The sequence below is a fragment of the Amycolatopsis sp. CA-230715 genome (assembly GCF_018736145.1).
Lineage (GTDB): Bacteria > Actinomycetota > Actinomycetes > Mycobacteriales > Pseudonocardiaceae > Amycolatopsis.
Map to the genome: position 1 here is coordinate 9,054,317 of NZ_CP059997.1, position 16,808 is coordinate 9,071,124.

Below are 16,808 nucleotides of genomic sequence, written 5' to 3' on the forward strand. Positions count from 1 at the left end.
CGCGCTACGGATCGCATTTCTCCCGGCGTGTCGCCGACCGTCGCTGTGACGTTTGTCATTCGCGGTTCTGCACTGGTGCCCGGGGGCGTGCGGAGGTGGCCGTCGACGCTCGTTCTCGCTGCGTGACACCACCGACACGGGTTTCGCAGTGGAAAATCTCCCCCGTACTAGCAGTACGAAAATGGTCCGAGTTAGGGGGTTGTAGGGGTTCCGTTCTCATTTTGCGGGACCCTACTGTCGGGACGCATGACGGGCCCGATGAACGAGCTGGAAGTCGCGCGCAACTCGTGGCGGATCGAGTTACCGCGAGAAAACCCGCCGTCCGGCCCGATCGAGTTGCGACGCTACCTGGTCACTCCCGCCTACTCGGGGATCCCCACTTTCTACGGCACCCCGCTGTGCCTGGACAACGCGGCCCTGCGGGCGTCGAAGTGCGACGTCGCGGTCGTCGGCGCCCCGGTCGACCTGTCCACCGGCCAGCGCGGCGCGGCTTACGGCCCGAGGGCGATCAGGGCGGACGAGCGGTACCTGTACAGCCCGCCCGAGCTGCTCCGCAACTCCGCCACCAGGGTCAGCCCGTTCAGCACGCTCAAAGTGGTCGACTACGGTGACGCCGCGGTCGACCCGTTCTCCATCGAGAACTCCATGGAGCCGATCCGGGGCCTGGTCCGCGAAATCGCGGAACTGCGCGCGATGCCGGTGGTACTCGGTGGTGACCACACCCTGCTGTGGCCGAGCGCGGGCGCGGTCGCGAGCGTGTACGGACCGCAGAACGTCGCGATCATCCACTTCGACGCGCATCCCGACTGCCACCGGGAACTGTTCGGGCACAAGGTTTCCCACACCACGCCGATCGCGCGGCTGATCGACGACGGCGTCCCCGGCACGAACATCATCCAGGTCGGCCTGCGCACGGCGAGCGGTCCCGACGACGAGGAGCTACGCTGGATGCGCCGCAACGGGCTGCGGTCGCACGCGATGGCGGAGATCGAGCACGTCGGCATGTCCGCCGTCGTCGACACGGTGATCGCCGAGGCCAAGGCGAACGCCAAGCACGTCTACATCTCCCTCGACATCGACGTGCTCGATCCCGCGTTCGCGCCGGGCACCGGTACGCCGGAATCCGCGGGGCTCACCACCCGCGAGCTGTTCATGGCGTTCCGCAGGCTGTGCGCGGAGACCGATGTCGTCGGCATGGACGTGGTCGAGGTGGCACCGCACCTCGATCCCGGCTACACCACGGCGCTCAACGCCCGCAGGGTGATCTTCGAAGCGCTGAGCGGGAAGGCGCAGCGCAAGATCGAGGCCTCGGGCCGCAAGGTGCCCGGTCCGATCAGCTGACGGCGTCAGTACTTCTCGCGGAAGTCGCCGATCAGGTGGATCCGGTTGTCGTCGGGGTCGGTGATCGGGCACAGCCGCACGCCCTTGTTGACGTCGACGAGGTCGCCCGTTTCGAGCCCCATCTCCCGGAGTTCGCGAACACCCTCCTCGATGTCGGACACCGCCAGGTTGAGCATCCCGTGCCCGGCGCGCCTGGCGTCCTCGGTGACCTGAACCCACCCGCCGTCGGTGACCTGCCATTCGACGAGGCTCGGCATCGGGTTGTTGTCCGGCCCGCGGCCGAAAAGCCTGCTGTACCAAGCTCGGCTCGCTTCGATGTCGCGTACCGCGACGACTGCCAGCACGTGTTCGACGTGAGCCATGATCAGTTTCCCTTCGCCTCGAACTCCGCGGCCAGTGCGTCGAGTTGCTGTGCGGTTCCCTGTTCGCGCCACTCCGGCTGTTCCTGTCCCGGCAGGTACATCCCGTGCTCGGTCAGCACCAGCCGGGTTCCCGCGCCGTCCGCGTGGAACTCGACACTGGTGACCGAGACGGTCGACAGCACGTCCCCGGTGTGCAGCGTGGAGGTCAGGAGAATTCGCTCGTCGGGGACGATCTCGTTGTACCGCGCCGCGTAGGTCAGCGGACGCCCCTCGCCGTCGAACCCCTTGGCCGTCTCGTGACCGCCGACCACGAAGTCCTGCGAGTGCTCTGCGCCCTGTGCCATCCAGCGCTTGCGCGCTTCCGGCAGCGCCCATGCTTCGAAAACCCGCTTGACCGGGGCCGGGTAGCGGCGTTCGAGGGTGAACGTCGAGTGCGTCACGTCCATGATCATGTTCCTTTCAGGTAGTCGTCGAGACGGTCGAGTTGCCGTTCCTGCTCCGTGCGTTGGCCGCTGAGCCATCGTTCGGCCTGCCGCAGCGCGGTCGGTTCGATCCGGCAGCTGCGCACCCTGCCGACCTTTTCGCTCACGATGACCCCCGCCCGCTCCAGTACCTGCAGGTGCTGCATCACCGCGGGCAGGGACATCGTCAGCGGCTCGGCGAGTGCCTTTACGGGCGCCGGGCCGCGCACCAGCCGTTCGACGATCGCTCGCCGCGTCGGGTCGGCGAGCGCCTGGAAGACGCGGCCGACCGGATCGAGACCGGATTGGTTAGGCATGTACTTAACTATGGCGTGCGAGCGCGAGAAAGTCAAGAAGGTGCTTAACTATCGGCGGAGTGGCGCGAGAGCGGGCGCGCCATCGCTTAGCCTGATCGCCGGGCGACGGACTCGACCGTCCACAAGCGACAATGGGATGCGAGGGGGAGCGGTGCCGATGACAGCGGTTCACCTGACGGTATGGGACGACACCGGTGGCGCGGGACCCCCGGTGTTGTTCGTGCACAACATCTTCACCTGGGGCACTGACGAGGCTTACGGGTTCGCGGCGCAGCGACCGCTGGCGGATCGGTGCCGCCTGCTGGTGATGGACCGCCGGGGTTACGGCGCCAGCCCGGACACCGACCGCAGCGACTTCGACGTCGACGCGGCCGACATCATCGGCGTTCTCGAGGCGCAGGCGGGTGGCGCGCACCTGGTCGGCCACGGCAACGGGGGACTGGCCGCGCTGCTCGCGGCCGCCCAGCGGCCCGAGCTGGTGCGTTCGCTGGCACTGATCCAGCCCGCGGCCTTCGACGTGGCCAAGACCCACCCCGCGGTCCGGGCGATGTTCGAACGCGTGCGCGCGTCTTCGGGTGCGGAGGCGCCAGAGTTGACACCGGAGCAGTTCCTCCGCGCCGCCACCGAAGGAATCGGCCTGCCCGCACCGGCGCCGACACCGCACCGCCTGCGGGCGGTCGCTACGTCGATGGCGGAGCGGCCGGTGTGGGAAGCGACGGTGCCGGTGCCGCCGCTCGCATCGGCGACCTGGCCGAAGCTCGTGATCCGCGGCGACTGGGAGAACGCGCCCGAACTTTACCGCGAATACGCGGGAGAACCGTTGCGGGCTTGCGCGCACGCCCTCGCCGACGCGATCGGGGCACGGCTGCTGACCGTTCCCGGCTACTACCCGCACATCGAGGAACCCCTCGCCGTCAACGCGGCTCTGCGGGAACTCTGGGGATGACCAACGTCCTTCGGCCGCCGCCCAGGTGAAGTAGGGTGAGCGCGGAGCGCCGGGAAGTCTGGTCGGCATGGTTCGGCCAGGGAGGCGCTTGTCGTGCGTGGTGTGGAAACGGTTCTGTTCCTCGTGATCGTGGCGACCGTGGTGGCCACGTTTGCGAAACGGTTGAGCGTGCCGGCACCCTCGTTGCTCGTCGTGGCCGGAGTGCTCGTCGGGTTGCTGCCCGGGGTTCCCGCGATCGAGGTCACGCCGGAGATCATCAGCCTCGTCGTGCTGCCGCCGCTGCTGTTCGCCGCGGGCGAGGAGGTGCCGCTGCGCGATCTGCGCACGGTCTGGAAGCCGGTGGCGGGACTGTCGATCGGGCTGGTCCTGTTGTCGGCGGCCGCGGTCGGCGGCGTCGCCGTCATGCTGACGTCGGTGCCGGTCGGAATGGCGTTCGTGCTCGGCGCGATCCTGGCCAGCACCGACCCGGTGGCGGTGACCGCGCTGGCGCGGCGGCTGCCGCTGCCGCCCCGCGTGCAAACGCTGGTGCAGGCCGAAAGCCTGTTCAACGACGCCACCAGTCTCCTGCTGTTCCGGGTGGCCTTGTCGCTCGTCGTAGCCGTCGGCTCGGCTTCGTGGGGCGCGACGCTCGGTGAGTTCGCCCTGCTCGCCGGAGGCGGTCTGGCGGTGGGAGCCGTGACCGCGTTCGGTGCCTACCTGATCCGGCGCCGCACCGTGGATCCCATGCTGGAGACGGTGATCTCCCTGGTCACCCCGTACGCGGGTTACGTGCTCGCCGAATCGGTCCACGCCTCGGGGGTGACCGCGGTGGTCGTCGCCAGCGTCGGGCTCGGGTCGCAGGTGGGCAAGCTGACGACGTCGCGCATCCGGTTGCAGGTCGGCGCGGTGTACCGGACCGTGGTGTTCCTCTTGGAGAGCGTGGTGTTCGGGCTCATCGGCTTGCAGCTGCCGGTGCTCGTCGGCCGGTTGTCGGGCGAGGTCGGCTGGCCGTTCCAGGCGCTCGCACTCGTCGCCACGTTGCTCGTGGTCCGCCTGTTGTGGGTGTTCCCGCTGTCGATCGTTTTTCGCCGTGGTGACGGCGAAAAACGTCCGTCCTGGCGCGTTCCGGTCGTGGTCTCGTGGGCGGGCGCTCGTGGTGTGGTCCCGCTCGCCGCGGCGCTGTCGCTGCCCTTCACCACGGCCGACGGATCCGCGCTGCCCGCACGCGATCTGGTCGTGCTGCTCACTTCGGCCGTCATCGTGCTCACCTTGGTGGTGCAGGGTTTCACGCTCGCGCCGCTCGTGACGTGGTCGGGGATCGCGGTCCATCCGGACGCGGTCCAGCAGGAGACGACCGCGGCCAGGGCGGACCTCGCGAAGGCCGCGCTCGCCAGGCTCGATCAGCTCGCCGAGACCGAGTCGGCGCCGGAGTTCTTGATCGAGCAGCTGCGGGGCAGCTGGCAAGCCAGGTTGGACCGCTTCGAAGCGAGCAACGGCGACGATCCCGGCGGCATGGCCGACACGGCGAGCTACCGGCGGCTGCGCAGGCATCTGCTGTCCGTGGAGAGCGGGGAGCTGGCGCGGCTGTACGAGGACGGTGCGATCACCGACGGGGTCCGGCGGCAGATCCAGCGCGAGCTGGATCTGGAAACGACCGGGCTCGGCGAAGACTGACGCCGGTTCCGTCATTTTTCCGTCAGGGTTCCCGACGGCCCGTCAAGACGGCATCAGTTCGGCTGTGCGCCACCTGATCGGGCGAGCACGCTCGGCGTCGTTGTCGTTCCCCTGGCAAGAAGGTCCGCGGATGAGTGACTTGGCCTATACGGTCATGCTGATCGCCGTGTTCGTCGTGACGGCACTGGTCCTGCGGGGCGTGCAGTCGTTGCTGGCGCGGAGAAACGCGGATTCCGCACCGGGACGACGTCTCCGCTAGAACCCCGCGTCGGGCGAAGTCCGGTCGGTTGCCAGGGTTTCGCTAACGACCAACCGCGATGGTGGCCAGGATCGCTCGGGCCGTGGCTCGGGCGTGCAGGGCGTGGCCGGGGTCGCGGGTCATGGTGGCGAGGATGATCGCACCGTCCCAAAGGAGCTGAAGCTGGGCACCCACGGCGTCCGGGTCGGGGGCGTTCGCGTCTCGGGCCAAGTCCGTGAGGAGGGCGCGGATGGCGGCCTTGTGGCGCAGGACGATCCGCGCGGCCGGGCTCTCCGCACCGAGTTCTACGTAGGTGTTGGTGAACACGCAACCGCGGAAGTCCGGTTGCCGGAAGGCTTCGTGCATCCAGGCGAAGACTCCGATGATCTTTTCTTCGGCCGTGTCGTAGGCGGTCAGGGTGGCGGCGAGGGCGTCACGGGTGAGGTGATCGCGATGATCGAGGTAGGCCGCGACCAGATCGTCTTTGGACGGGAAGGTCCGGTACAGCCGATTGAGGGGAACATTGGAGGCGTCACGGATGTGACGCATGGTCACCGAATGGATGCCATGGGCGTAGAACAGCTCGTGAGCTGCGGTGAGGATCTGCCGACGGCTGGTTTCGGTGTCGACGGCGGTCACGGGGCTGGTCCTCCTCACTTGAGAATCATGGTGCTCTACCTTAGTATCCGATTGGCAAGAACGGTGGTTCTTACCGGCCCGTTGCAGGCAACGACCGGACGGGCCAGCGCATGACACGAGTTTTCGCGTGCCGGCGAAATCGATTTCGGTACACGCCGTGACAATGTCGCGATAAGTCTGGGGATCATGTCACCACTCGGGGGAGGGTGAAAATGACATTACGGATGGTTTTCGAGCGCGCAGATCTGCAACGAGTACGGGTGGCCGTCGCACCGGATCCGATGTGGGAGCTGGTGCTCAGCCTGCACCAGGTGCGGGAACGGCGGATCGCGCACCGATTCGCGCCGTGGCAGCAGAAAGTGCGGCATCGGCTCCAGCACGGCACTCAGACGCCACGATGGCTGTCCACCTTGTTCACCCTGGTACCGCCGGAAGGGCGGTTTCCCGACTTCCTGACGCCCGGCCCGTTGGTGACCGACCTCGGTGCCGGTTGCGAAGCGGTGACCTGCACACCGCGCTGGCACCTGTCGTCCGATCTGGCCGCGGTCTTCGCCGGACGGAGCGCTCCCGGCTGGGTGCGGGAGCTGGCCACCGGTGACCGCGGTCAGCTCAATTCCGTTGTGGCCGCGGTGCGCCACGCCTACGACCTGCTGGTCGCGCCGTCGTGGCACGCGGTGCGCGATGCGGTGGCCGCCGACCGGGTCGCCCGGCTACGCGAACTCAGCGGTGACGGGGTGGGCGGCCTGCTGGCGGGTGTGCCAGGGGTGGTCGGCTGGGACGGGGAAGTGCTGGAACTGCAGTACCCGGAAACCAGGAGCGTCCAGCTCGCCGGGCGCGGACTGACGCTGGTGCCCAGTTATTTCTGCACGAGCAAACCGGTCACCTTGATCGACCCCGAGCTGCCGCCGGTGCTGGTCTACCCCGCCACCGCGAGCAAGGACACCCAGCAGGCGGCCGACGAAGCGTCGCGTCGGCTCGTCCCGTTGCTCGGCCGTACCCGTGCCGACTTCCTGTCCACTTTGAGCACGCCGCACACCACCAGCGCGTTGGCCGCCAGCGTCAGCACCTCGATCGGCACAGCTAGCAGGCAGGCCACGGTGCTGCGGGAAGCCGGGTTGATCAGCAGCGAGCGGCGGGGTGGCGCGGTGCTGCACCACCTCACCCGCCTCGGAGAAGCAATGCTCCGAGGCGACCTCCAGCACTGGTGAACAGTGCCGTGCGGGTCGAAGTCCGGGTTTGCACCTGAGCGCAAAGGTGTATGCACCGAGCTTCGTACCCGGCGAAGATGACGCCCACAGCGGGAAAATCGGACGCACAAGTGATCGTTGAGGGGGAGAGCTGTGTTCAAGTTACGGATCATGGGTGGTGCTGTCGGGGCCGTGGCCCTGCTGGCGCTCGGCGCCGGAACAGCATCGGCCGACGGGGCGGAAGGGGCAACCCCGGCTGCGGCGACGCAAGTGGCCGCGCACGGGGAATCCGCGCCGCGACCTGTTCGAGTATATGGCGACGGTTGCACCCGGGTGCCGGATTCCTTTGGCTGGGCCAACTTCCGTCCGGCGTGCGATAAGCACGACAAGTGCTACGGCAAGAGCAGTCATACCTCTCGTAAGAATTGTGACCGCGCCTTGCTCGGCAACCTGAGGAAGGCGTGCGCCAAGGCGTATTCGTCGTGGAACCCGTTGCGGTACAACTGCTTCGATGTTTCGAACGTGTACTACGTCGGAGTTCGCAATTTCGGGCGTTCGCACTATCAGGGCAAAGGCGATCCGGCATGACCGAGTGAGTCGAGGCAGGGGGAGTCTGCCTTGGCCGGTGTCGCGGACGGGGCGGCCGATGGGGGTCAGTCGCCCCGTCCGCGACGCGGTTTCACACCGAGGGCTGCACGGTGACCTTGAGGTGCTTCATGATCGGCTGGTCGCTTTGGGTGCTGTAGTCGCCGATGGCGCACAGCACGTTCATTTCGGGCATGTAGCCCGCCGCGCAGCCGCGGGGGATGTCGTAGGGGACGGCCTTGTAGCGCCGCAGGCTTCGGGTGCTGCCGTCTTTCGCCGTGCTGGTGATGTCGGCGTCGTCGAACTCGGCGAGGCCGCGTTCGCGCATGTCCTCGGGGTTCATGAAGATCAGGGTGCGCAGGTTCTTGATGCCCCGGTAGCGATCGTTGTCGGAGTAGATCGTGGTGTTCCACTGGTCGTGCGAGCGCATGGTGCCGAGCGCCAGGGTGCCGGGTTCGGGGACGACGTCGGGAAGGGCCGCGGTGGAGAACTCGGCGCGCCCCGACGGGGTGTGGAAGACCAGTTCGCGGGCGGGCTGGCTGATCCGGAATCCCAGTGGCCGGCGGACCCTGCGGTTGAAGTCCTCGAACCCGTCGAGCACGTCGGCCATCGTGTCGCGGATCCGGTCATAGTCTTCGACGTAGCTTTCCCACGGCGTGGCACTGTCCGGCAGCGCGGCGCGGGCGATCCCGGCGATGATCGCGGGCTCCGAGAGCAGGTGCGGCGATGCGGGCCGCTTCATGCCGACGGACAGGTGGACCATGCTCATCGCGTCCTCGACCGAGGTGGCCTGCAGGCCGCCGCGCTGGTGGTCCTTCTCGGTGCGGCCGAGGCACGGCAGGATCAGCGCCTGCCGACCGTGGACGAGGTGGCTGCGGTTGAGCTTGGTGCTGACCTGCACGGTCAGCTCGCACTTGCGCAGCGCGGCCGCGGTGTAGGGCGTGTCCGGCGCGGCGAGCGCGAAGTTGCCGCCCATGCCGACGAACACCGTGACGTCGCCGCGGTGCATCGCCTCGATGGTGTCCACTGTGTCCATGCCGTGGCGCCGGGGCGGGGTGATTCCGCAGACCTCTCCGAGCCGGTCGAGGAACTCCTCGGCTGGCCGGTGGTCGATCCCGCAGGTCCGGTTGCCCTGGACGTTGCTGTGCCCGCGGACGGGGGAGGGCCCGGTACCCTCCCTGCCGAGATTTCCGCGCAACAGCAACAGGTTCACGATCTCGCGGACGGTGTCGACCCCGTGCTCGTGCTGGGTGACGCCGAGGCACCAGCTGAAAATGCAGCGGTCGGCTCCGCGGTAGACCTCGGCGGCTTCGGTGATTTCGGACCGGCTGAGCCCGGCTTGGCGTTCGATCTCCGCCCAGGTGGTCGCTTCGCAGAGCGCGCGGTAGTCGGCGAAGCCGTGGGTGTGGCGTTCGACGAACTCGGTGTCGATCGCGCCGGGATCGGTGCGGGCCCATTCGAACAGGGCTTTGGCCATGCCCCGCAGGACGGCGAGGTCGGCGCCGATGCGTGGTTGCAAGTTGAGGGTCGAGGTGGGGGTCGCGCGGAAGGTCGCCATGCGCGCGAAGTCGTGCGGGATGATCGTGCGCGTGGCGCCCGCTTCGACGAGCGGGTTGAGGTGCACGATCCGGGCACCGCGGCGGTGGGCCTCGGCCAGCGACGTGAGCATCCTCGGCGCGTTGGACGCGGCGTTCACCCCGAGGATGAACAACGCGTCGGCGAGCTCCCAGTCCTTGAGGTCGACGGTGCCCTTCCCGGTGCCCAGTGCAGCCTGCAGCGCACGGCCGCTGGCCTCGTGGCACATGTTGGAGCAGTCGGGAAGGTTGTTCGTGCCCAGCTCACGAGCCATCAGCTGGTAAAGGAACGTCGCTTCGTTGCCGAGCCTGCCCGACGTGTAGTAGGCCGCCCGGTCAGGGCTGTCGAGCCCGGAGAGGACATGCCCGACGAGGGCGAACGCGTCCGGCCACGAAATCGGGACGTAGCGGTCGGTTTCCGCGTCGTAGCGCAGGGGCTCGGTCAGTCGGCCCTGGTCCTCCAGCTCGAATTCGCTCCACTCGGACAGCTCTCGCACGGTGTGGGCGGCGAAGAACTCCCTGCCGACCCGTTTGCGCGTCATCTCCCAGGTGACGTGCTTGATGCCGTTCTCGCAGATGTCTAGGTGCAGGCCCTTGGTGTCGTCCGGCCAAGCGCATCCAGGGCAGTCGAACCCGCCGTTCTCGTGGTTCATCTTCAGGATCGCCCTCGGCCCTGCCACGAGTTCGCGTTCCTTCGCCAGGAACCGCGTGACGCTCGCGGCCGCGCCCCAGCCCGCTGCCGGGTGCTGGTAGGGCCGGAACTCCGGCTGCCGCGCATCGGCCACGTGCTCGTCGTCCCGCTGGTCCATCCGGATACTCCCGTTTTTCGCACCGCTCCCGCCGGGTGACGGGTCCGCGTCGGTAAAGCATATGGTCCCGGCGAAATCGGGGCAGGGCGAAAATCGGGTATCACAGACGAATGTTGCCGGGGACAAAATTGTTTGTCGCCGGTCACTGTCGCCAGAGCGGGGCGGCCGGACTAGGTTCGTGAGCGGGCGAAAAACAATGAGCGAAATCGATGGAGGAAGCGCGCCATGGCGGAGGAGCCGAACTCGTCGTCACCTACGGCGACTCTGCGGACGGAACCGATGCCGCGTACCATCCCGCTGATGCCAGAGGTGATCGACCGGTGAAGAACTCCGCGCTCGCCGAACTCGTCGCCTGGCTGGAAACCCAGTTGCCCCGGCTGATCGACGACGTCTACGCGGCGGTCTGCGAGCGCATCGACCTGTACCGGGACGAGAAGATCGTGCCGCGCGACGACCTGCACCGGTCGATCGCGATCAACCTGCGGTTCATGATGCGCGTGCTCGCCGACCCAGACACCCCACCCGACCTGGCCGTGCCGAACGAGACGGGCATCCGACGCGCGCACCAGGGAGCGCCGCTGCCGGAGGTGCTGCAGGTCTACCGGATCGGCTGGGCGATGCTGTGGGACCTGCTCGTCGGGCACGCGCGCGAGCACGCCGAGAGCTCGGTCGACGCGCTCGTCGACGCCGCGAGCCTGCTTTGGCAGGTCACCGACGACCACGCGCTGAAGGTCACCGAGGCGTACCGGGCGACGAGCAGGGAACTGTTCGCGGCCCAGCAGCGGCGCCGTTCGGCATTGGCCGAGGCGTTGTTCACCGGTGATCGGGTGTTCGACGCGGGCCCGTGGGAAGCGGGGAAACTGCTCGGGCTTTCCCTCGACGGACAACTGGCCGTGGTGGCGGCGGAAACCCGCGGACTCGCCGAGGAAAGCCTGAACGGTATCGAACGGCGGCTCGCGGAACTGGGGATCGTCTCGGCCTGGCAGCTCACCCCGACCCTGCAGGCGGGTGTGGTGTCGTTGCGGGACGAGCAGCGCGAAACCCTGATGTCGGTGATCCGGGACGTGGCGAGCGCCCGCACCGGGGTGAGCCCGCTGTACCGGTCGCTTGTGGACACCCCGCGCGCCCTGCACCTGGCGCGAACGGCACTCGCCGGACTCCGGCCCGGCAAGCCCGACGTGGCCGCGTTCAGCTCCAGCCCGCTCGCCGCGTTCATCGCCAACGACCCGGACGAAGGACGCCGCTTGGCCGAGAACGTCTTCAGCGCCGTGCTCGATCTGCCACCCGAGGAACGCGAAGTGCTGCTGGACACCCTGCACGGGTATTTCGCTTCCGGCGGATCGGCCGATGCCGCCGCGCGGACCTTGCACTGCCACGCCAACACCGTGCGGTACCGCCTGCGCCGGATCAGGGAGCTCACCGGGAGATCGCTCACCGATCCCGGTGAACTGGCCGAACTGGTATCCGCGGCGCAGGCGCTGCGGCTGAATCCCGAGCGCGGGACTTCGCGTTCGACGGCTGACCTTTCCCACGAGACGCAGGAGCGACCGCAGCGCCCGTGACCGGGACACGACGGTCGTGCAACTGGTGCCACGCCACTGAATCGGAGGCAGTTTTGCCTGAGCCACAGGACGTTCTCGGCCCGCTCAGCGAGAGCGCGTTGTTCCTCACTCTGACCATTGAGGACGGTGGTGAAAACGCGGTCCACGAGCTGCTGCCGGACCTGGCCGGGATGATCAGGTCGGTCGCGTTTCCGCTTCCGAACGAAGCCCTCACCTGCGTCGTCGGCATCGGGTCCGCGGCATGGGACCGGTTGTTCACCGGTCCGAGGCCCGCCCGGCTGCATCCGTTCCGCGAGATCGGCGGCGACCGGCATCGCGCGCCCGCCACACCGGGGGATCTGTTCCTGCACATCCGGGCGAAGCGGTTCTACCCGTGCTTCGAGCTGGCTCGCCGGGTGGTCGGCGGCCTCGGCGGCGCCGTGTCCGTCGTCGACGAGGTGGTGGGGTTCCGTTACTTCGACCGGCGCGATCTGCTGGGGTTCGTCGATGGCACGGAGAACCCCACTGGCGCCGCCGCGGCGGCTGCCGTGCTGGTCGGCGACGACCCGCCCTTCGACGGCGGCTCCTACCTGATCGCGCAGAAGTACCTGCACGACCTGGCCAAGTGGCACGCGATGCCGGTGGAAGCGCGCGACGACGCGGTGGGCCGCCGGATGCTCGACGACGTCGAGCTCGCCGACGGGGTGAAACCGGCCGATTCGCACGTCGCGTTGACCACGATCGAGGAGGGCGACGGCACCGAGCGCAAGATCCTGCGGGACAACATGCCGTTCGGCTCGATCGCCCGAGGTGAGTACGGGACCTTCTTCGCCGGGTACGCCGCCGATCCGGGCGTGACCGAACAGATGCTGACCCGGATGTTCACCGGTGCGTCGGCCGGGCACCCCGACCGCATCCTCGAAGTGTCCACCGCGGTCACGGGCGGGCTGTTCTTCGTGCCACCGGCCGATTTCCTCGACGACCCGCCCGCGCTTCCGGCCGGTTCCGGAGTCACCGCGGTCGGCAGGTAGCCGGGTCGGCACCCCGGAGCGGACCTCGGCACGGGCTGGGCACAAGGACGGCGGCCGCGATCCCCGCCGCGACGCCGATCAGCGTGTCGACCAGCCGGTCCGTCAGCAGTGTCACCGGTTCGGCCGGCGCGGCCAGCTCCGTCATCAGCATGATCAGTGGTGTGAAGAAACCCAGTGCCAGCGCGTAGTTGCGCGCCATGAACAGTTCGGTGGGGAACAGCAGCACCGTTACGATCAGGGACAGTGGGGTTTCACCGAGGCCGGGCAGGAGCAGCAGCGCGGTGACGCCGAGCCCGGCGACCGTGCCCAGCACGCGATGGGAACCGCGGCGCAGGACGCTGCCGATGCCGGGGTGCAGGGCGCTCCGCGCGTCGGCGGCAGCCAGCGGAACCGCGGCGGAAGCCATGGCCCAGTTGGCGTGTTCGACGCCGAACAGCAGCCCGGCCGAACCCGCCGCCGCGATCGCGACCGCGTAACGCGAAGCGTGGACCAGCACGCACGACAGCCGACGCCCTCGCCCGCACCACTCTCGCAGGCAGCGCGGCGGCTGGGCGATGACCGACGCGTTCCACGGCCCGGCGACGCCGATGGCGACGCAGAACCCCACCGTAGCCGCGCAGATCGGCACCGCGGTCGAGACCGCGGCCCCCGGAACCGCCGCGGTGGCCCCGAGTGCGAAGACCCCGAAGAACGGCCCGCGGGGGTTGAGGTCGAGCCTGCTGGTCAGCAGCGCCCCGGCGAAGGTGAACGCGACCGCGGTCGCGACCAGGAGCCACGGCCGGACGTGGTGTCCGGAAAGGACGGTCCCGAGCGCCACCGCCGTGCTGAGGATCGCCCCCGCCTGCACCTGATGCCGAAAGCGCAGCTCACGAGATTCGGCGCGACCGTACATACCGGTGAAGGATCCGAAGACGGCGTAAATCAGCAAATCGGGACAACCGGCGGAAACCAGGGCGAACCCGGGAACGAGCAACCCGACGGCAACCCGGAACGCGTGCGGCCAATGCCGCCCGGCAACCTGCGCAGATCCCCGGCGCTGTCCAGCGCGATGGCTCACGGGAACTCCAGCAAAAGGGGAATCCGATCTGGACAATGCTAATCGAATAGGTCCTCAGCACCGTTGTCGCGCCGAACTGGATTTATTGTCACCCGCCACACCGCGCGGTTCGGGCACCCTCCCGATCAACCCCGTTCGAAGCAATGGGAATGACCGATGACGGAGAAGCCCCGGCGCTCGTACCAACGTCGTGGCCAGTCCGTCGCATCAGCGGTGAGGAACCGGGTGTCGAAGTCCTTGTCCGCGGCCAGGCGCAAGGCCCCGACTGCCCCGGATTCGATCGGTGTCCACTGTGGACCGACAGTGGACTCCGGTCGACGCTGGGTCAGAAGTGGACGGTGACCAGTCGCGACCACACGCGGTAGGTCAGGGGTGGTGGGCTGGCCCAGTTGGGGCCGCGATCGCCGAAGGCGAGCAGGTGGTGGTCGTCGAGGGGGACGAAGTTTCCGTTGCCGCTGTTGCGATAGTCGACCGTCTGCGGCGTGGTCCACGATGTTCCGGTGCCGTCGCGGGAGACGAGCAGCGATTGGCCGGGGCGTCCGATCCACAGCACGAGTGCGCCGGAGGTCAGCCGGGTCAGTGTCGGATAGATGCCGGTGACGGGGATCGATCCGCTTCCGGCCATCAGTGGGCGAGGCGTGCTCCAGCTCCTGCCGCCGTCACGGGAGCGCGAGGCGTACATCTGCTGGTAGCTGCCGGTGCGCATCACGATCAGCAGGTCACCGTCCGCGGTGCGCTGGACCGCGCCTTCGCAGAAGCCTTCGTAGCGCGGCTCGGTGGACAGGTGCGGGTCGTAGGCGACGGTGGCCAGCAGCGTCCAGTTGACACCGCCGTCGGTGGAGCGCAGCACGATCTGCCGGTACTTGGTGTCGTTCTGGTAGTAGCCGTAGCCGGATTGCAGCAGTGCTCCGTCCGGGCTCTCGATGACGCTGTGCACGAGCACGAAGCCGCCGAGCGCCTGGCCCGGCCGGTCGGAGACGCCCGGCCGCATGGCCTGCGGTGTCGTCATCACACCCGCGCGGCGTGTCCAGGTCTGCCCGTTGTCGTGCGAGATCGCGGTCGGCACTTCGGCGCTGCGGTTACCGGAGCCCGGGGTCATGTAGGTGTGGTAGTCCACGGCGAGGACGTCGCCGTTGCGGAGCTTGGTGAGCCCGTACGACGGTGCTTCCGGCAACGGATTGCGCCGCTGCGCGTCGGCCCAGGTGGCGCCGTTGTCGGTGGTGACGGCTAGTCGGTTGCCCGCGGTGTCACTGGTGTCGATGTGCGCCGGGTAGCTGACCAGCGTCTGCGGCTGGCCCCGGACGGTCACGTTCACCGCCGTGTTGGGCATTTGCAGCTGCGTGATCGACGAGTCGATGGTGCTCGACTCGCTGATCGTGAACGCCTGCGCACGCGTCGGCGGAGCGCCGTTGACGTCGCCCATGGTCACGTCGTCGACGAAGACGTCGTCGCCCCCGTTGCCGGTCACCTGGAAGCCGGTGATGTCGGTGACCTCGCGGACGCCCAACGGCCCGGCCTCGCCGAGATAGCGGTCGTCGGCGTAGAGGTAGGCGACCTCACGCGACCGCGGGACCTGCACCCGCAACGTCGTCCACGCCTTCACCGCGAGGGTTCCCGCGGCGGTGAGCTGGGTCCAGCCGTTCCCGTCGTACCAGCGCAGCGCGCCCCGCGCGGTGATGCCGAGCTGGAAGACCGGCCGTTCGGCGCTGACGCCGTCGATGTGTCCCAGCAGGGTGTAGGTGAAGCCGTTCGCCACCTGGGCGGGGTAGACGGCGAGGGTGAGGTCGGCGCCGTGCTGTGCGGTGGCAGTGCAGCGCAGGCCGACGGTCTTCGCCTGGTCGGTGACGCGCAGGCTGTGCTTGCCGTGATGCGCGCGCACGTCGCTGACGACGGCACCGACCGCACCCGCCGGCGCGGCGCAGCCCGCGGGAACCGCGCCGACCTTGTCGTCTTCGAAGGTGCGCACGGTGCTCGCCGCATGCGCCGCGACCGCGGGCAGCAGCCAGGCCACGAGCGTCGTCAGCGTGCCGAGGAACAGCGTGGTGCTTCGTCTGCGGTGCATTGCGCCTCCCCAGCGCTACAACAAGCTGTGACATACAGCACACGCGGCGTAGTGTTTCGTGTCAAGCGTGCAAATGGGGCCTTCGGCACCACGGCGCCGGACGTTCCTCGGTGGAGCGCGGCGGCCTCACTCGGCTCGCCCCGGGGGACGCAGGGAGCGTTGCGCGAGCCGCAGCGCGGCAGCGACCTCGGGGTCGGCGGCCAGGTCCGCGGCGGCTTGTCGCAGCCTGGCGACGTAGGCCTGCTGCTGCGCCGGGGCGAACTCCCCGGTGGGGCCCGACACGCTGATGGCCGCGAACGACTCACCCGTCTCGCCACGGACCGGGACGGGTACGGCGACGCACCGCAGCCCGGCGCTGCGTTCGTTGTCGTCCAAGGCGTACCCGCGCCCGGCGATGGCGAGCAGTTCGCGGTGCAGCGGTTCGAGCGTGGTGTGAGTGCTCTCGGTGAACGCGGGCCACGGCTGAACCGGCAGGCACGCGGCGACGAGTTCCGAATCGAGTTGGGCGAGCAGCAGCTTGCCGAGTCCGGTGCAGTACAGGTGGTCGCGCGCTCCGGTGGCGGTGGTGAACCGGAGCGGCCGGTCGGGCTCGGCCACGCACGCGTGCAGCACCTGGTCCCCGTCGATCATCCCGAGGTTCGCGGTCTGCCCGGTCTGCTCGGCGACCGGGAGCAGGTGCGGGCTCGCGGCCGTCGAAAGGTCGAGCGTGGCCAGGTAGGCCGTGGCGAGTCCTTGGACCTTGTGCCCGAGCCGGTAGGAGGGCCGATCGTCGACGCGGACGAGGTAGTCCAGTTCGGTGAGCACCGCGACCAGCCGCACCAGCGTGCTCTTCGGCAGCGCCGTACCGTCGCTGAACTCGGACAGCGTCAGCGGTTTTCCTTGTGCCGCAATGAGTTCCAGCAGGGCCAGGCCTCGGGCCAGCGCGTTGGCGTGGTAGTTCGCGGACGCGGGCCTCGCCTCGTCGACGGCCCCGCGCGGGGGCTTGCTCGGCTGTCGGGGCACGGT

The 16,808-nt window shown here is 68.7% G+C and carries 16 protein-coding genes; 8 read left to right on the plus strand and 8 right to left on the minus strand.

The features are described 5' to 3' along the window. Positions 1-246 precede the first annotated feature (246 nt). Positions 247-1,341 (plus strand): agmatinase, encoded by a 1,095-nt coding sequence (gene speB / locus HUW46_RS42200; RefSeq protein ID WP_215544254.1) that lies wholly within the window; start codon positions 247-249, stop codon positions 1,339-1,341. A 5-nt stretch (positions 1,342-1,346) separates the two neighbouring features. Here speB and HUW46_RS42205 read toward each other — a convergent pair whose 3' ends face one another. From HUW46_RS42205 to HUW46_RS42215, 3 genes are read right to left on the minus strand one after another with little or no spacing between them, the layout of a single operon-like run. Beyond that, positions 1,347-1,703 carry a VOC family protein gene (locus tag HUW46_RS42205; protein WP_215544255.1) on the minus strand — a complete coding sequence of 119 codons (357 nt, stop codon included), beginning with the start codon at positions 1,701-1,703 and terminating at the stop codon, positions 1,347-1,349. Between the two features lie 2 nt (positions 1,704-1,705). Continuing rightward, a complete protein-coding gene (locus HUW46_RS42210) occupies positions 1,706-2,149 on the minus strand; it encodes an SRPBCC family protein (RefSeq protein WP_215544256.1) in 444 nt (147 codons plus the stop codon). A 2-nt stretch (positions 2,150-2,151) separates the two neighbouring features. After that, on the minus strand, positions 2,152-2,481 hold the full coding sequence (locus tag HUW46_RS42215; RefSeq protein WP_215544257.1) for an ArsR/SmtB family transcription factor: 330 nt from the start codon (positions 2,479-2,481) through the stop codon (positions 2,152-2,154). A gap of 157 nt (positions 2,482-2,638) precedes the next feature. On the opposite strand from HUW46_RS42215, the gene HUW46_RS42220 reads away from it, so the two are divergent. The 3 genes from HUW46_RS42220 (at position 2,639) to HUW46_RS48850 (ending at position 5,339) form a co-directional block, all read left to right on the plus strand. Continuing rightward, positions 2,639-3,427 (plus strand): alpha/beta fold hydrolase, encoded by a 789-nt coding sequence (locus HUW46_RS42220; RefSeq protein WP_215544258.1) that lies wholly within the window; start codon positions 2,639-2,641, stop codon positions 3,425-3,427. A gap of 102 nt (positions 3,428-3,529) precedes the next feature. Beyond that, the gene (locus tag HUW46_RS42225) at positions 3,530-5,080 is read left to right on the plus strand and encodes a Na+/H+ antiporter (protein ID WP_254125510.1); all 1,551 of its coding nucleotides are present in this window, start codon (positions 3,530-3,532) and stop codon (positions 5,078-5,080) included. Between the two features lie 130 nt (positions 5,081-5,210). Continuing rightward, complete coding sequence (locus HUW46_RS48850; RefSeq protein WP_256451403.1) at positions 5,211-5,339, plus strand: hypothetical protein; 129 nt, start codon at positions 5,211-5,213, stop codon at positions 5,337-5,339. A gap of 42 nt (positions 5,340-5,381) precedes the next feature. Here HUW46_RS48850 and HUW46_RS42230 read toward each other — a convergent pair whose 3' ends face one another. Beyond that, the gene (locus tag HUW46_RS42230; protein ID WP_215544260.1) at positions 5,382-5,957 is read right to left on the minus strand and encodes a TetR/AcrR family transcriptional regulator; all 576 of its coding nucleotides are present in this window, start codon (positions 5,955-5,957) and stop codon (positions 5,382-5,384) included. A gap of 212 nt (positions 5,958-6,169) precedes the next feature. Here HUW46_RS42230 and HUW46_RS42235 point away from each other — a divergent pair, with 212 nt between their 5' ends. Further along, positions 6,170-7,165 carry an ArsR/SmtB family transcription factor gene (locus tag HUW46_RS42235; RefSeq protein ID WP_215544261.1) on the plus strand — a complete coding sequence of 332 codons (996 nt, stop codon included), beginning with the start codon at positions 6,170-6,172 and terminating at the stop codon, positions 7,163-7,165. A 132-nt stretch (positions 7,166-7,297) separates the two neighbouring features. Continuing rightward, complete coding sequence (locus HUW46_RS42240) at positions 7,298-7,732, plus strand: phospholipase A2 (RefSeq protein WP_215544262.1); 435 nt, start codon at positions 7,298-7,300, stop codon at positions 7,730-7,732. Positions 7,733-7,823: 91 nt separating this feature from the next. Here HUW46_RS42240 and HUW46_RS42245 read toward each other — a convergent pair whose 3' ends face one another. Beyond that, positions 7,824-10,112 carry an FdhF/YdeP family oxidoreductase gene (locus HUW46_RS42245; RefSeq protein WP_215544263.1) on the minus strand — a complete coding sequence of 763 codons (2,289 nt, stop codon included), beginning with the start codon at positions 10,110-10,112 and terminating at the stop codon, positions 7,824-7,826. 320 nt (positions 10,113-10,432) lie between these two features. Here HUW46_RS42245 and HUW46_RS42250 point away from each other — a divergent pair, with 320 nt between their 5' ends. Then, positions 10,433-11,674, plus strand: a complete 1,242-nt coding sequence (locus tag HUW46_RS42250; RefSeq protein WP_254125512.1) for a PucR family transcriptional regulator — start codon at positions 10,433-10,435, stop codon at positions 11,672-11,674. Positions 11,675-11,727: 53 nt separating this feature from the next. Further along, on the plus strand, positions 11,728-12,684 hold the full coding sequence (locus tag HUW46_RS42255; protein ID WP_254125514.1) for a Dyp-type peroxidase: 957 nt from the start codon (positions 11,728-11,730) through the stop codon (positions 12,682-12,684). On the opposite strand, the gene HUW46_RS42260 is transcribed toward HUW46_RS42255, so the two are convergent. The 3 genes from HUW46_RS42260 to HUW46_RS42270 all read right to left on the minus strand — a co-directional run bounded on the left by HUW46_RS42260 (position 12,665) and on the right by HUW46_RS42270 (position 16,805). Continuing rightward, the gene (locus HUW46_RS42260; protein WP_254125515.1) at positions 12,665-13,576 is read right to left on the minus strand and encodes an FUSC family protein; all 912 of its coding nucleotides are present in this window, start codon (positions 13,574-13,576) and stop codon (positions 12,665-12,667) included. The two genes, HUW46_RS42255 and HUW46_RS42260, sit on opposite strands and share 20 nt — an antisense overlap. Positions 13,577-14,066: 490 nt before the next feature. Beyond that, positions 14,067-15,803, minus strand: a complete 1,737-nt coding sequence (locus tag HUW46_RS42265) for a sialidase family protein (protein ID WP_215544267.1) — start codon at positions 15,801-15,803, stop codon at positions 14,067-14,069. A gap of 126 nt (positions 15,804-15,929) precedes the next feature. Then, positions 15,930-16,805 (minus strand): IclR family transcriptional regulator, encoded by an 876-nt coding sequence (locus tag HUW46_RS42270; protein ID WP_215544268.1) that lies wholly within the window; start codon positions 16,803-16,805, stop codon positions 15,930-15,932. Positions 16,806-16,808: the final 3 nt, after the last annotated feature.